Origin of the sequence: Pigmentiphaga humi (assembly GCF_900606115.1) — a bacterium.
GTDB classification, from domain to species: Bacteria; Pseudomonadota; Gammaproteobacteria; order Burkholderiales; family Burkholderiaceae_B; genus Pigmentiphaga; species Pigmentiphaga humi.
Window position 1 is genome coordinate 156593 of the sequence record NZ_UWPJ01000005.1, and the last position, 13875, is coordinate 170467.

General features: G+C 68.8%; 14 protein-coding genes. 1 reads left to right on the plus strand and 13 read right to left on the minus strand.

All coding sequences use genetic code 11. The annotated features are described in order from the left end of the window. Positions 1 to 7: 7 nt before the first annotated feature. On the minus strand, positions 8 to 1162 hold the full coding sequence (locus tag PIGHUM_RS01060; RefSeq protein WP_124077395.1) for an iron-containing alcohol dehydrogenase: 1155 nt from the start codon (positions 1160 to 1162) through the stop codon (positions 8 to 10). A gap of 143 nt (positions 1163 to 1305) precedes the next feature. Continuing rightward, positions 1306 to 2271, minus strand: a complete 966-nt coding sequence (locus PIGHUM_RS01065) for a Bug family tripartite tricarboxylate transporter substrate binding protein (RefSeq protein ID WP_160142090.1) — start codon at positions 2269 to 2271, stop codon at positions 1306 to 1308. Between the two features lie 169 nt (positions 2272 to 2440). Between PIGHUM_RS01065 and PIGHUM_RS01070 the strand changes: the two genes are divergently transcribed. Beyond that, positions 2441 to 3385 (plus strand): LysR substrate-binding domain-containing protein, encoded by a 945-nt coding sequence (locus PIGHUM_RS01070; protein WP_124077397.1) that lies wholly within the window; start codon positions 2441 to 2443, stop codon positions 3383 to 3385. Between the two features lie 87 nt (positions 3386 to 3472). Here the strand turns inward: PIGHUM_RS01070 and PIGHUM_RS01075 are convergent, their stop codons facing one another. The 11 genes from PIGHUM_RS01075 to PIGHUM_RS01125 form a co-directional block, all read right to left on the minus strand. Further along, a complete protein-coding gene (locus PIGHUM_RS01075) occupies positions 3473 to 3781 on the minus strand; it encodes an I78 family peptidase inhibitor (RefSeq protein ID WP_222929190.1) in 309 nt (102 codons plus the stop codon). Next, positions 3778 to 4932, minus strand: coding sequence for a metallophosphoesterase (locus PIGHUM_RS01080; RefSeq protein WP_124077715.1), 1155 nt, complete (start codon positions 4930 to 4932; stop codon positions 3778 to 3780). Before PIGHUM_RS01080 ends, PIGHUM_RS01075 begins: the two co-directional genes overlap by 4 nt. Positions 4933 to 5049: 117 nt before the next feature. Continuing rightward, positions 5050 to 5661, minus strand: a complete 612-nt coding sequence (gene metW / locus PIGHUM_RS01085) for a methionine biosynthesis protein MetW (RefSeq protein ID WP_124077398.1) — start codon at positions 5659 to 5661, stop codon at positions 5050 to 5052. Further along, on the minus strand, positions 5658 to 6890 hold the full coding sequence (gene metX / locus PIGHUM_RS01090) for a homoserine O-succinyltransferase MetX (protein ID WP_425466653.1): 1233 nt from the start codon (positions 6888 to 6890) through the stop codon (positions 5658 to 5660). Before metX ends, metW begins: the two co-directional genes overlap by 4 nt. Before the next feature lie 129 nt (positions 6891 to 7019). Further along, entirely contained in the window at positions 7020 to 7799 is a 780-nt protein-coding gene (locus PIGHUM_RS24305) for a helix-turn-helix transcriptional regulator (RefSeq protein WP_281279035.1), read from the minus strand. Positions 7800 to 7941: 142 nt separating this feature from the next. Next, positions 7942 to 9678, minus strand: a complete 1737-nt coding sequence (ptsP, locus tag PIGHUM_RS01100; RefSeq protein ID WP_124077400.1) for a phosphoenolpyruvate--protein phosphotransferase — start codon at positions 9676 to 9678, stop codon at positions 7942 to 7944. 2 nt (positions 9679 to 9680) lie between these two features. Next, entirely contained in the window at positions 9681 to 9950 is a 270-nt protein-coding gene (locus tag PIGHUM_RS01105) for an HPr family phosphocarrier protein (protein WP_124077401.1), read from the minus strand. 2 nt (positions 9951 to 9952) lie between these two features. After that, positions 9953 to 10366, minus strand: coding sequence for a PTS sugar transporter subunit IIA (locus tag PIGHUM_RS01110; RefSeq protein WP_124077402.1), 414 nt, complete (start codon positions 10364 to 10366; stop codon positions 9953 to 9955). Next, positions 10363 to 11337, minus strand: a complete 975-nt coding sequence (gshB, locus tag PIGHUM_RS01115) for a glutathione synthase (RefSeq protein ID WP_124077403.1) — start codon at positions 11335 to 11337, stop codon at positions 10363 to 10365. The genes PIGHUM_RS01110 and gshB overlap by 4 nt, the downstream gene beginning before the upstream one ends. A gap of 184 nt (positions 11338 to 11521) precedes the next feature. Continuing rightward, positions 11522 to 12931 (minus strand): guanine deaminase, encoded by a 1410-nt coding sequence (gene guaD / locus PIGHUM_RS01120; RefSeq protein ID WP_124077404.1) that lies wholly within the window; start codon positions 12929 to 12931, stop codon positions 11522 to 11524. Beyond that, positions 12928 to 13854 (minus strand): LysR family transcriptional regulator, encoded by a 927-nt coding sequence (locus PIGHUM_RS01125; protein ID WP_124077405.1) that lies wholly within the window; start codon positions 13852 to 13854, stop codon positions 12928 to 12930. The genes guaD and PIGHUM_RS01125 overlap by 4 nt, the downstream gene beginning before the upstream one ends. Positions 13855 to 13875 lie beyond the last annotated feature (21 nt).

A 13875-nucleotide genomic window follows, 5' to 3' on the forward strand; every position in this document is an offset into this window, starting at 1 on the left:
ATGGCTCCTAGAATGCCTGGGTGTAGATGGCGAGCGCGTCGCGCTGCGCCAGTTCGCGCGGATTGTTCATCAGCAGCCGGTCCACGGTCATGGCGGCCTCGGCCAGCACCGGCAGGTCGGCTTCGCCCACCCCCACCTCGCGCAGGCGCTGCGGAATCGGCGAACCCTGCACGTGCCCGCGCATGGCCGCGATGAATGCTTGGGCGGCCTCCGCATCGGCGGCATCGCGCAGCGCCGGGTCGAGCGCGCGGCCCAGCTCGGCATACAGATGGCCCGCCGCCGGCAGGTTGAACACCAGCGTGGGCGCCATCACCAGCGCGTTGGCCAATCCGTGCGGTACGTGGAAGTGGCTGCCCAGCGGATGTGCCAGAGCGTGGATGGCAGCTACCGGCGCGTTGGCGAAGGCCATGCCCGCCAGCAGCGAGCCGAGCAGCATGGCCTCGCGCGCCGCGATGTCGCTGCCGTCGGCCACCGCGCGGCCGAGGTGGGCATGCAGCAATTGCAGCGCGCGCACCGCCAACATGTCCGAGATGGGATTCTTCCTGTGCCGCGTCGTATAGGCCTCGATGGCATGGACCATGGCGTCTATCCCGGTCATCGCCGTGGGTCCGGCGGGCAGGGCGGCGGTCAGTTCCGCGTCCAGCACGGCCAGGTCGGGATACAGCAGCGAGCTGATCACGCCGCGCTTCTGGTGATCGGGGGTGGAGACCACCGCGGTGGGCGTCGCCTCCGAGCCGGTGCCCGCCGTGGTCGGGACCTGGATCAGCGGCAGGCGCGGCCCGGCGGCGCGCTGGACGCCATAGATGTCCTCCAGGCGCTGCGGACGCGCAGCCAGCAGCGCGACCAGCTTGGCGGTGTCGAGCGAACTGCCGCCGCCCAGGCCGATCACGCAGTCGGCGCCGTCGTCCCGGGCCGCCTGCGCCGCCTCCAGCACCACGTGCTCGGGCGGATCGGCCTCGACGCGGTCGTAGACCGTAGCGTGCAGGCCGGCGGCGCGCAGGGCTGCGGCCGGCGCCTCGACCAGGCCGGCGCGCACCAGGCCGGGATCGGTCACGATGAAGGCGCGGCGCTGTCCGCCCGCCTGGAGAGTCTGGGCCAGCTTGAGCGCGGCCCCGCGCTCGCAAACGATGCGAGGCGTGGTTTCGAATTGGAAGCTAGGCATGGGGCATCGGCTCCGTCAGGGGCTACACGGCGCGGCTGGAAAAGGCGAACGCCGTCCTCACCGCTCGCGCAGTGATGCAAGTCGATTCGAGGGAAGCGAAGAGAGGGCGGACCGGCGCAACGCCAACCGCCCTCGGGACACGATCAGTCGATCGAGATCTTGGTCTTGGCGATCAGCTCGCCGAAGTTCTTGTACTCGGTGCGCAGCGCGCTGCCGAGCTCCTCGGGCGAGGTGGCCACGCTTTCGAAGCCCATGGCCTGGACCTTCTCGATGGACTCGGGCTTCTTCAGGCTCTTGTTGAACTCCGCGTTCAGGCGCTTGATCACGTCGGCGGGCGTGCCGGCCGGGGCGAACACGCCGTGCCAACCGGTCACCTTCTCCATCTCGGGCAGGCCCAGTTCGCGGAAGGTCGGCACTTCGGGCAGCGCGCTCGAGCGCTTGGGACCGATCACGGCCAACGCGTTGAGCTTGCCCGACTTGACGTGCGCCGCGCTGCCCGAATCGAAGGTGAAATCCACCTGGCCGGCCAGCAGGTCCTGGATGGACGGCGCCAGGCCCTTGTAGGGAACGTGGGCGGCGTGGGTGCCGGTGTCCAGGTTCAGCAGCGCGCCGGCCACGTGCGGGAACGAGCCGTTGCCGGTGGACGAATAGTTCAGCTTGTCGGGATTGGCCTTCATCTTGGCGACCAGGCCCTTCAGGTCGGTCACGCCGACCTTGGGGTTGGCCAGCAGCACCATGTTCAGGCCGGCGGTCATGGCCACCGGCGCGAAATCCTTGACCGGATCGAAAGGCACGTTCTGCATCACGTACGGCCCCAGCGTCAGGGTGCTCGACGCCAGCATCAGCAGCGTGTAGCCGTCGGCGGGGGCGCGGCGCACGTAGTCGGCGGCGATGTTGCCGTTGGCGCCCGGGCGGTTCTCGACCACGAATTGCCGGCCCAGCGATTCGCCCATGTCCTTGGCGACCATGCGCGCGATCGCGTCGATGGTACCGCCGGCCGGCACCGACACCACGATGGTGACCGGCTTGGACGGGAAGGCGTCGGCCGCCGCGGCGACCGACGGAACGAGTGCGGACAGGACCAGCACGGGAAGCAGCTTGCGCATCATCACACTAAACCTCGGGGGTATTGGGATAAGGGGTATATCGGATCGATTGACTCGGGACCGGCGCCGCCTGCCGGCCGGCCCGTCCATATTGAAAATTGTAGGCATCGACGTTATGTGACAATGGGGTTTCTTGTTAACCTCAGGTTAACGATTCGCTCGCTTGCCCCCCATGTCCCGACTGCTCAACAGCCGCCATTTCCAGATCTTCACTACCGTCATGCATAGCCGCGGCATGGCCGAAGCGGCGCTCAAGCTGGGGATTTCCAAGGCGGCCGTGAGCAAGGCCCTGAGCCTGATGGAGCGCGAGACCGGCGTGGCGCTGTTCACGCTGGCGCGCGGCAGGCTGGAACCCACCGCCGCGGCCCGCCGCCTGCTGCCGCGCGCCGAGCAGGCCGCCAAGCACCTGGAATGGGCGCTGGACGAAGCCTACACGCTCGACCAGGGCTCCGCGCGCAGCGTCATCGTGGCGGCGCACGCGCCGCCGCTGATCGCCATCCTGCCCAGCGCCATCCAGCGTTTTCGCCAGACGCACCCCGATGCCAACGTGCACCTGCGCGTAGAGGGGCCGCCCAAGGTGCTGGAGTCGGTCGCCCACCACGAGGTGGACCTGGGCGTCACGAATCCGCCCGCGCCGAATACCGTCAGCGCGGTGGATCTCTGCGAGCGCTACACCATTTCGGAGGAACTGCTGGTCGTGGTCCTGCACCGCCGCCATCCGCTGGTGGCCAAGTCGGTGGTCCGCCCCGCGGATCTGGTCGATCACACGGTGATCGCGCTGCCCGAAGAGTCGCCCACCTCCAGCCTGGTGCGCGCCACCCTGCAGGAAGCCGGGGTCGTCCTGCCCAAGAACATCGTCGCCAGCACGTCGATGGGCGTGTGCGCGCTGGTGCAGCAGAACGTGGGCATCGGCCTGATCAATCCCATGCTGCTGTCCACCGGCATCTTTCCCGACATCGTCACGCGGCCCTTCCGGCCGCGCATCGAGCTGTGGACCGAGATCTACTATTCCTCGATACGGCCGCTGAGCCCCGAGGCGCGCGCGCTGGCCGACTACATCGAAGAAGCCGCCGCCGCGCTGCGCGGCTATAGGCCGATCCCACCCCCTACCCGCTGACGCGGGCCCCCTCGAGGGGGCGGCGCCAGCGGACCGGCGGAGCCGGATCCGCGGCGCCCTGGGTAAAACCCGGCCCGCTTCGCCGCGTCAGCCGCAGTGGATGGCGGTGACGGTGTCGGCGCGGTTCACGGTGACGTTGACGCGCTGGCTGTTGAACTCCATGGTGGCGGCCTGTCCCGGCCGCATCACGCGCGCCGCCTTGGCGCCGGAAAGCTGGCGGGCTTCTTCCGCGAGCACCGAGGTCAGCTTCTGGCCCACCAGGACCTGGGCCGGCTGGGCCGAGCATGCGCCGGCCACCGGCGCGGGCGTGTCGGCCGCGGGGGCCGGCGCGGGCACCGTATTGCAGCCGGCGGCCAGCGCCGCCGACACGATTGCCATGGCTATTCCGTGCTTCATGATTGCTCCTTGCCTTGATCGGGTCCGGCCGGCACCAGCCGCAACAGGGTGATTTCCGACGGCACGCCGAAGCGCGTCGGCGGCCCCCAATAGCCGGACCCGCGATTGATGTACAGCCACATGCGCCCCACGCGGTGCAGGCCCGCGACGAAAGGCTGCTGCAGCGGCACGAAAAAATTCCAGGGCAAGAATTGCCCGCCGTGCGTATGGCCGGAAAGCTGCAGGTCGGCGCCGGCCTCGGCGGCGGCCACGCAGCTGCGCGGCTGGTGGGCCAGCAGCAGCTTCGGCGCGCCGGGCGGCGCGCCCGCCAGCGCCGCGGCCGGATCGCTGCGATGCGCCGGCAGGAAGTGATGCGCGCCGTAGTCGGCGATGCCCGCGACCACCAGCGGCGCGCCGCCGTGGCGCAGCACCGCGTGTTCGTTGAGCAGCACGCGCAGCCCCGCTTCGCGCAGGAAGTCGACCCACGCCTGCGCGCCGGCATAGTACTCGTGGTTGCCGGTGACGAAAAACGTGCCGTGCCGCGAAACCAGCTGCGCCAGCGGCCGCACGTGGTCGGCCAGATCCTCCACGGAACCGTCGACCAGGTCGCCGGTCAGCGCCACCATGTCCGCCTCCAGGCGGTTCACCACGTTCACCATGGCCCGCACCTGGCGCGCGCGTATCGTCGGCCCCACGTGCACGTCGCTGAGCTGGGCGATACGGAAACCGTGGAGTTCGGCCGGCAGCCCCGCCAGGGGCACGTCCACCCGCAGCACCGCCGGCGGCCGGCGCGCCATGAAGAACCCGATGGCGGACATGGCCAGCGCGGCCGCGACGACCGCATAGGCCGAAACCGGCACCAGGCCCGGTCCGCCCCACAGCGAGCCCGAAAGCAGGAATACGCCCGCGCGCGCCAGCAACGCCACGTCGCGCGCCAGGGTCAGCACGAACAGGGAAGAGAACAGGCCCATGCACAGCAGGCCGGCCCACACCGCCAGCCGTGCCCGGCCGCTGCCCGACTGGCGCCGCAGCAGCATGCTGGCCGGCATCAGCACCACCGACGCCAGCAGGAACGCGCCGAGCAGGCCCGCCAGCCACGGCGCCGACAGCAAGGCCGGCACCAGCCGTACGCCAACGTACAGATGCACCAGGCCAATCAGCCCGAAGAACATGGAGCGATGCAGACGGCGCCGCTGGCTCACTGGTGGACCCTCCTGTCGCTGCGCGACTCCTCCCCGGGGGAGAACGCGCTCATCGCCCCGACTCCGCCGCCGCAGCCAAGCGCGCGCTCAGGCCGCTTCGCGCGGCGAGGCGAAGCGGTAGACGGCCAGCGTGCTGCGCCATCCCGGCAGCCAGGATACTTCCCGGCCGTCCGCGAACGTGACGCGCGTCAGGATGCGCAGCCCCAGCTTGGCGGCCAGCGCCTCGAAATCCTTCATGGTGCACAAATGGATGTTGGGCGTGTTGTACCACTGGTAGGGCATCTGCCCGGTCACCGGCATGTGCCCGCGCAGGATCGACAGGCCGTGCGTCCAGTGGCCGAAATTGGGGAAGGACACGATGCCCTCGCGCGCCACTCGCGCCATCTCCAGCAGGATGCGTTCGGTGTTGTGCACCGCCTGCAGCGTCTGCGACAGCACCACGGTATCGAACTGGCCGTCCTCGAACAGCGCCAGTCCGTCTTCCAGGTTCTGCTGGATCACGTTGACGCCCTTGCGCGCGCATTCGATCACGTGCTGGTCGCTGATCTCCACGCCTACGGTGCGCGCCCGGCGGGCATCGCGCAGGTGCGCCAGCAGCGTGCCGTCGCCGCAGCCCAGGTCGAGCACGCGCGAGCCGTCGGCGATCCAGCCGGCGATGCGCGCCAGGTCGGGACGCAGGTTCTGCCTCGTTGCCGTCATGGCGCGCTCCCTTCGCCCAGCCCCAGCTGGCGGGCGATGCGCTCGTAGTAGCCGCGCACCACCGCGTGGTAGCGGCTGTCGTCGAGCAGGAAGGCGTCGTGGCCGTGCGGCGCCTCGATCTCGGCGTAGGTCACGGGCCGGTGGTTGCGCAGCAGCGCCTGCACGATCTCGCGCGAACACGAAGGCGGGAAACGCCAATCGGTCGTGAACGAAGCCAGCAGGAACTCGGCCTGGGCAGGCGCCAGCGCCTTGGCCAGGTCGCCGCCGGTGCGCTTGGCCGGATCGAAGTAATCCAGCGCGCGGGTGATCAGCAGATAGGTATTGGCGTCGAAATAACGCGAGAACTTCTCGCCCTGGTAGCGCAGGTAGGACTCCACCTCGAACTCGACGTCATAGCCATAGCGGAACGCCCCGTCGGCCGAGGGCTCGCGCTGCGCGCGGCCGAATTTCTCGGCCATGTCCTCGCCCGACAGATAGGTGATGTGGCCGATCATGCGCGCCACCGACAGGCCGTTGCGCGGCACCGTGCCATGGGCGTAGAAATCGCCGCCGTGGAATTCCGGGTCGGTGATGATGGCGCGCCGCGCCACCTCGTTGAACGCGATGTTCTGGGCCGACAGCCGCGGCGTGCTGGCGATGACGATGCAATGCGCCAGCCGGTCGGGATAAGTGACGGCCCAGCTCAATGCCTGCATGCCGCCCAGCGATCCGCCCATGATCGCGGCAAAGCGCCGGATGCCGAGCCGGTCGGCCACGCGCGCCTGGGCATGGACCCAGTCCTCGACGGTGACCACCGGGAATGCCGCGCCATACGGGCGCTGCGTGGACGGGTCGATGCTGGCCGGCCCGGTGGAGCCGAAGCACGAACCCAGGTTGTTCACGCCGATCACGAAGAAGCGGTCGGTATCCAGCGGCTTCCCCGGGCCCACCATGTTGTCCCACCAGCCGATATCGGAGGGATCGTCGGCGGCGACGCCCGCCACGTGATGCGAGGCATTGAGCGCATGGCAGACCAGCACGGCATTGGAACGCTCGGCATTGAGCGTGCCGTAGGTCTCGACCGTCAACTGGTACGGCCCGAAGGCGGTGCCGCTGGCGAGCTGCAGCGGCTCATCGAACACCATGCACTGCGGACGGACGACGCCTACGGAACCGGGAAGAAGAGACACTGCGGGAGAAGCATCGATAACGGCGGACGGCGCCGCGTCGAAGGGCTGGGCGGAAGACACGATGGACGGAACTCTTTAGCAGGATTTATCGGGCGCCCGCAAGCGGACCAGGCAAATCGGCGCCAATGAAAGTCTTGGAATTGTAGCACCGCGCCCTCCCGGCCCTGCGGGGGCCCGCGCCTGGCTGCGCTACAGCAAGCCCTGCAGGATGGCCTGCGCCACCGCGGCCTGCTTGTTGTTCACGTTGAGCTTGGCAAAGGCGTTGCCCAGGTGGAAATTCACCGTGCGCTCGCTCACGCCGATGATGTGGGCGGTCTCCCAGCTCGTCTTGCCCACCGAGGCCCAGCGCAGGCATTCGGCTTCGCGCGCCGACAGGCGGGTCCTGGCCTGCGGCGGATCCTCCAGGCGCAAACAGGCGTCGAGCACGAGCGAGGCGGCATGGTGGCACAGGCGCGCCAGGCCGCGCTGCCAGGACAATCGGGCGGCGCCCCGGCCGCGCTCGAACAACAATGCGAAACACGCTGCCGTATCGCCCGGCTCGCGCATCTCGGCCACCAGCAGCAGCAGGGAATGGGCGTCCAGGCGGCGCAATTCTTCCTGGACCCGCCCTTTCGGCAAGTCGTCCACCGTATGCAGGGCGGTCCGGATGGCGCCGCCCACCCCCGGCGCCTGCGGGCGCAGCAATTGCCGGCACGAGTCGCGGAACGCCCGGCACCAGCCCTGCTCGTCCTCGAACAGGCTATGCACTGTGTTCTGCGCCGGCCCGCGCTCGACGATGCCGAGCGCATGATGGATCGCGCCGAAAGCCCGCGAGAAATCCCGTACGACCTGGCCGACTTCCTGGAAAGACGAGGCATCCATGAGCGGGCGCAACGCCCGTAGCGCGCCGACGACCATTTGCTGCTCGTTCCCGGACGGAACCGGCGCGTCGGGGGAAAGCGGCGGAGAAGCGATCGGTGTTCTGGCCATGCCGCCTGTCGTGATGATGTCGCGTAACATTCTATGACAGGTAATGTGGATGCGAAACCATCGATTGACGGGCGTGCACCCATTATGTCCGAGTGCTTTCCCGCCAATGCGCCCGCGGATCGCCGCCCGCCGACGCCCGGATTTACTGGTTCAACAGCGACAGGTCGATTTCCGCGGCACGGTTCAGCGCCGCCGCCACCCTGGTGCGCAGCGCATTGGAATGCGCCCCCAGGATCTCGCGCTTGACGTCCAGCAATTGCTGCGGATGCATCGAGAACTGGGTCAGGCCCAGACCCAGCAGCAGCCGGGTCAATTCGGTGTCGCCGGCCATTTCGCCGCATACCGAGACCGGCTTGCCGGAACGCGCGCCGGCGTTGATGGTGTTGGCCACCAGCCTCAGCACGGCCGGATGCAGCGATTCGTACAGCCCCGCCACGTCGGGATCGGCGCGGTCGATGGCCAGCGTGTACTGGATCAGGTCGTTGGTGCCGATGGAGAGGAAATCGAACGCTTCCACGAAGGGTTCGATGGCGATGGCCACCGCCGGCACCTCCACCATGGCGCCGATCTGGATGTTCTGGCTGCAGGCCTGGCCGCGCACGGTCAGCTCGTGCCTGGCTGCGGCCAGCGCCGTGCAGGCCGCGCGCGCCTCGCGCAGGTGGGCCACCATGGGGATCAGCACCTTGACCGGGCCGTGCGCCGATGCGCGCAGGATGGCGCGCAGCTGCGTGGCGAACAGCTCGGGATGCGCCAGGCAATAGCGGATGCCGCGCAGGCCCAGCGCGGGATTGGTCGCCACCGTGGCCTCGCCGTCCAGTTCTTTGTCGGCGCCGATGTCCAGCGTGCGTATCGTCACCGGCCGGCCCGCCATGGTGCGCACTACCGAGGCATAGGCCTCGTACTGCTCGTCCTCTCCAGGCAGGTCGTTGCGGCCCATGAACAGGAATTCGCTGCGGAACAGGCCGATGCCCTCGGCGCCGGCCTGCATGGCCGCCTCGGCCTCTTCCGGCAGCTCGATGTTGGCCAGCATCGAGACCATCACGCCATCCAGCGTGATCGCCGGCACGTCGCGCAGCGCCGCCAGCGTGGCGCGCTCGCGCGCGTAGTCGGCCTGGCGGGCGCGATACTCGTCGACCACCCGGTCGGGCGGGTTGACCAGCAGCACGCCCTGCTCGCCGTCGACGATCACCACGTCGCCGTCGCGCAGCAGCGGCCGCGCCACGCCTAGCGCCACCACTGCCGGCACGCCCATGCTGCGCGCCACGATCGCCGTGTGCGAAGTCGCCCCGCCCAGGTCGGTGGCGAACGCGGCAAAGCGCGCGCCGCGCAGCTTGAGCATGTCGGCCGGGGAAATGTCGTGCGCCACCACCACCAGCGGGTCGCCATGCTCGGCCAGGGTGGAGGCGCGCAGGCTGCGCGGCTTGCCGTCCGCCTCGGCCAGCGCATGCAGCACGCGCTCGATCACCTGGCGCACGTCGCTGCCGCGCTCGCGCATGTACTCGTCGTCCATTTGCGCGAACTGCTCGGCCAGCGCCTGGCCCTGGGCGGTCAGCGCCCATTCGGCGTTGTAGTGGCGGGTGCGGATGATGCCGAGCGGCTCCTGCGAGATCATCGCGTCCGCCAGGATCATGCCGTGCACCTGCAGGATGGCGCCCAACTCGCGCGGCACGTCGGCCGGCAAGTGGGATTCCAGGTAGGCCAGTTCATCGGCGGCCGCGCGGAAAGCCGCCCGCAGCCGCGCGCATTCGGCTTCGACGTCCTCTTCGGCGATCCGGTAGTGCGAAACCTCGAGCGCCGCCGCGCCGATGACCACGGCCCGCCCGATGGCGTAGCCGCGCGATACGCCCAATCCGTGCAGGGCCAGCATCGAGGTTTCCATGATTACTCGGCCTCTCCGAATTTCTGCGCGAACAGCGCCTCGATCTGGTCCAGCGCCTCCTGGGCGTCTTCGCCGACCGCGTCCACGGTTACCTTGCTACCCATGCCGGCCGCCAGCATCATGACGCCCATGATGCTCTTGGCGTTGACCCGGCGCGCGCCGCGGGCGATGTGGATCTCGCTGCGGAACTTGCTGGCGAGCTGGGTCAGCTTGGCCGATGCCCGCGCGTGCAGGCCCAGCTTGTTGATAACGGCGATGTCGATGCTCGGCATGGTCATGATTCTTCAGGTTCGCCATCGATACGCAGGATGCCCTGCGTGCCTCCGGCCAGCGCGCGCTGCGCCAGGTCGTCTAGGGAAAGATGTCGGTACGGCAGGGTTCGCAGCAGCATCGGGACGTTGACCCCGGAGAGCACCGTCACGGCCGCGCCGCGCCGCGCCGCCGCGCGCGCCGCGCGGCCCGTCTGGTTGGCCGGCGTGGCGCCCACGACGTCGGTCAGCACCAGCACGCCTCCCTCCCCTTCGGCCGACTCGATGCGCGCCAGCACCTCCCGGCACAACTGGTCGGGATCCAGGTCGCTCTGCGCGTCATAGGCCACCACGCCCGGCAGTTCCCCGAAGATATGCGTGGCGCAGGACAGCAGCGAAGAAGCGAGCGGTGCATGCGCCACGATGACTACCCCGGTCATGCGATAGCCGCCTCCGGCCCGGCTACCGCGCGCTCCAGCGCCTGGGCGAACATCGCGCCGACGTCGAATCCCGTTTGTTCGGTAATTTCGCAGAAGGTGGTCGGACTGGTGACGTTGATCTCGGTCACGTAGTCGCCGATCACGTCCAGCCCCACCAGCAGCAGCCCGCGCGCGGCCAGGGTCGGCCCCAGCTCGCGCGCGATCGCCAGGTCGCGTCCGGACAGCGGCCGCGCCTCGCCCCGGCCGCCGGCCGCCAGGTTGCCGCGCGTCTCGCCGGCCTGCGGAATGCGCGCCAGGCAATACGGCACGGGCTCGCCGGCGATCAGCAGCACCCGCTTGTCGCCCTGCAGGATTTCGGGAATATAGCGCTGCGCCATGATGCTGCGGTGACCGTCGTCGGTCAGGGTTTCCAGAATGGCATTCAGGTTACGCTCGGCCGGCGCCAGGCGGAAGATACCGGTTCCCCCCATGCCGTCCAGCGGCTTGACGATGACGTCGTGGTGCTCGGCATGGAAGGCCTTGAGCCGGTCCAGGTCGCGCGTCACCAGCGTGGGCACCGTCAGGTGGGGGAACTCGGCGATCGCCAGCTTCTCGGGGTGGTTGCGGATCGCCGCCCCCGAATTGAACACGCGGGCGCCTTGCGCCTCGGCGCGTTCCAGCAGGTGGGTGGCGTACACGTATTCCATGTCGAACGGCGGATCCTTGCGCATCAGCACCGCGTCGAAGGCGGTGAGCGGGAAGTCGCCGGACGCGCCCTCTTCCCACCAGGCATGGCCGTGCAGGTCGGCGCCCGGCACCAGCGAAACCGGCACCGCGGCCGTGCGCACCGCGCCGTCGATGACGTAGAGATCGCCCTGCAGCGCCACGCTCAGGCTGTGCCCGCGCGCGACCAGCGCGCGCATCATGGCCACGGAAGTGTCCTTGTAGGCCTTCAGGCCGGGGAGCGGATCAACGATGAAAAGTACGTGCATGGATGGCCTTGACTATCCGCAGAATGCGGATGCGGAAAGAGACACCGATTCTAACAAGAGGAAGGTCCCCCCTACGCGCTGGCGCGCGCCCCCCCGGGGCGAGGCGGGTGGACCGGCGGAACCGGATCCACCGCCTCCGGGGTGGGGGCTGGATCCACGGCATTCTGAGTTGGATGTGGCCGGCTCAGTCATGCGGAATCGGGTCTTGACTGCCATCGGCATAGCGGAACGGCTGGGCGAGGGTCCGGTCGTAGACGGGGCGGCCGGCGACGTAGGTGGCGCGCACCGCCCGGTCGTCGCCCAGGGTCATCAGCACGAACAGGCGCTCCATCAGGTCCGCGCAATGGCTCATGCGGAATTTCAAGAGCGGCGTGGCGTGCAGGTCCAGCACCGTCAGGTCGGCTTCGTAGCCGGCTTCGATCGCCCCCAGCCTGTCGTCCAGGTACAGGGCGTGGGCGCCGCCGCGCGTGGCCAGGTAGAAGGCGTGGGCGGCGGTCAGGCGCGTGCGGTTCAGCGCCGCTACCTTGTAGGCCTCGTTCAGCGTCTGCAGCGGCGAGAACGACGTGCCGCCGCCTATGTCGGTCCCCAGCCCCACCCGCACTGGCCGATCGGCCCGCCTGGCCTCGAACAGCTTGAACAGCCCGCTGCCCAGGAACAGGTTGGACGTCGGGCAATGCGCCAGCGCCACGCCGTCGGCATGGCAGGCGCACAATTCGCTTTCCGACAGGTGCACGCCGTGCGCAAAAATCGCGCGCGGCCCCGCCAGCCCGGCCTGGCGGTAGACGTCGAAGTAGTCGCAGCATGCCGGGAACAGACCCTCGACCCAGCCCACCTCGCCCAGGTTTTCGCTCAGGTGCGTTTGCATATAGGTGCCGGGATGCTCGCGCCAGAGCCGCGCCGCCGCTTCCAGCTGAGCCGGCGTCGACGTCGCCGCGAAGCGCGGCGTGACGCAATAGAGCTGCCGGCCGCGCCCATGCCATTTCTCGAGCAAAGCCCGGGATTCCTCGTAGCCGCTCTGCGCGGTGTCCAGCAGCGCGGGAGGCGCGTTCCGGTCCATCATCACCTTGCCGGCGATCATGCGCGTGCCGAAACGCTCCGACGCCTCGAAGAACGCGTCCACCGACTGCGGATGCACCGTGCAATACACCGCCGCCGTCGTCGTTCCCGCCCGCAGCAGCTCGCGCAGGAACAGTCCGCTCACCGCTTCCGCATGCGCGCGGTCGGCGAACTGCTGCTCGGCCACATAGGTGTACTTGTTCAGCCAATCCAGCAATTCCTCGCCGAACGCGCCGATCATCTGCGTCTGCGGATAGTGGATGTGGGTATCGATGAAGCCGGGCAGGATCAGCGCATCGGGATAATGCGCCAGCGGCATCGCCCCCTCCACCCGGCCGCGCAGCCGCGCATAGGGGCCGGCTTCCGCGATGCGGCCATCCTCGATCACCACCAGCGCATCGGGCCAGTGCGTATACGAGGACTGCGGATCCGCCAGGAACGGATCGGCATGGAAACTGAGCATCGCGCCGCGCAGCGCGTGGCGGCCGGGGCCGAAGGGCGGCGTGCTGGCGTGGACCTGGGTGGAACGTGGCGTCATGGGCATCCTCGGACCGGCGGCGGGCCGGACAGCACTTCGGCGATCGTATCGCGCAGCCATTGATTGCCGGGATCATGGTGCGTGCGCTCGTGCCAGAGCAGGCGAATATCCATGACCTCCGCCTTGAAGGGCAGGGGCAGGAACTTCACCCCGGCCAGTTCGCCTTGCAGGAATTGCGTGTGCGCAGGCACGGACATGATGTGGTTGGTACGGCGCACGATGAGCGGACCCGCGAAGATGTTCGGCAGGCGCATCACCGCATTGCGTTGCAGCCTGGCGCGGGCCAGGGCTTTTTCCACGACCCCGGGCCCGCGCCCCGGGGGATCGACCACGATGTGCGTGGCGGCCAGGTATTGCTCCAGTGAAATGGAATCGCGTATGTGCGGATGGTCCGCGCGCACCATGCAGACGTGCTGCGCTTCGAACAGTTTACGGTGGTGAAAGCCGCTGTACAGCGTGGGCAGATAGCCGATGGCCATATCCGCCACGCCGTTGATGAAAGCCTCGGGATAGCCGTCGAACGGCAGGTGCAGCACGTCGATGCCGAGCTGCGGGGCATGCGTGCTCAGGTACTCCTGCAAGGGCGGCAGATAGCTCAATTGTCCGACGTCGGTCAGCAACAGGGTGAAGCGGCGTTCGCTCGTGGCGGCGTCGAAGGGCGTGGCGCTGCTCAGGCTGCTGCGCACCGTCTTGAGGGCCTGCTCCAGCGGCTCGACCATCGCCAGCGCCGCCGCCGTGGGAACCATGCCGCCGCTGGAACGCACGAACAACGCATCCTTGCACAGCGTGCGCAAGCGCGCCAGCGAATGGCTCACGCTCGATTGCGTCAGGTGCAGCTGCTTGCTGGCTTCCGTGACGTTGCGATGCTTGGCGATGGCCAAGAACACCCGGATCAGGTTGAGGTCGAAGTTATCGAGATTCATGGAAACACGCGCTCATTCATG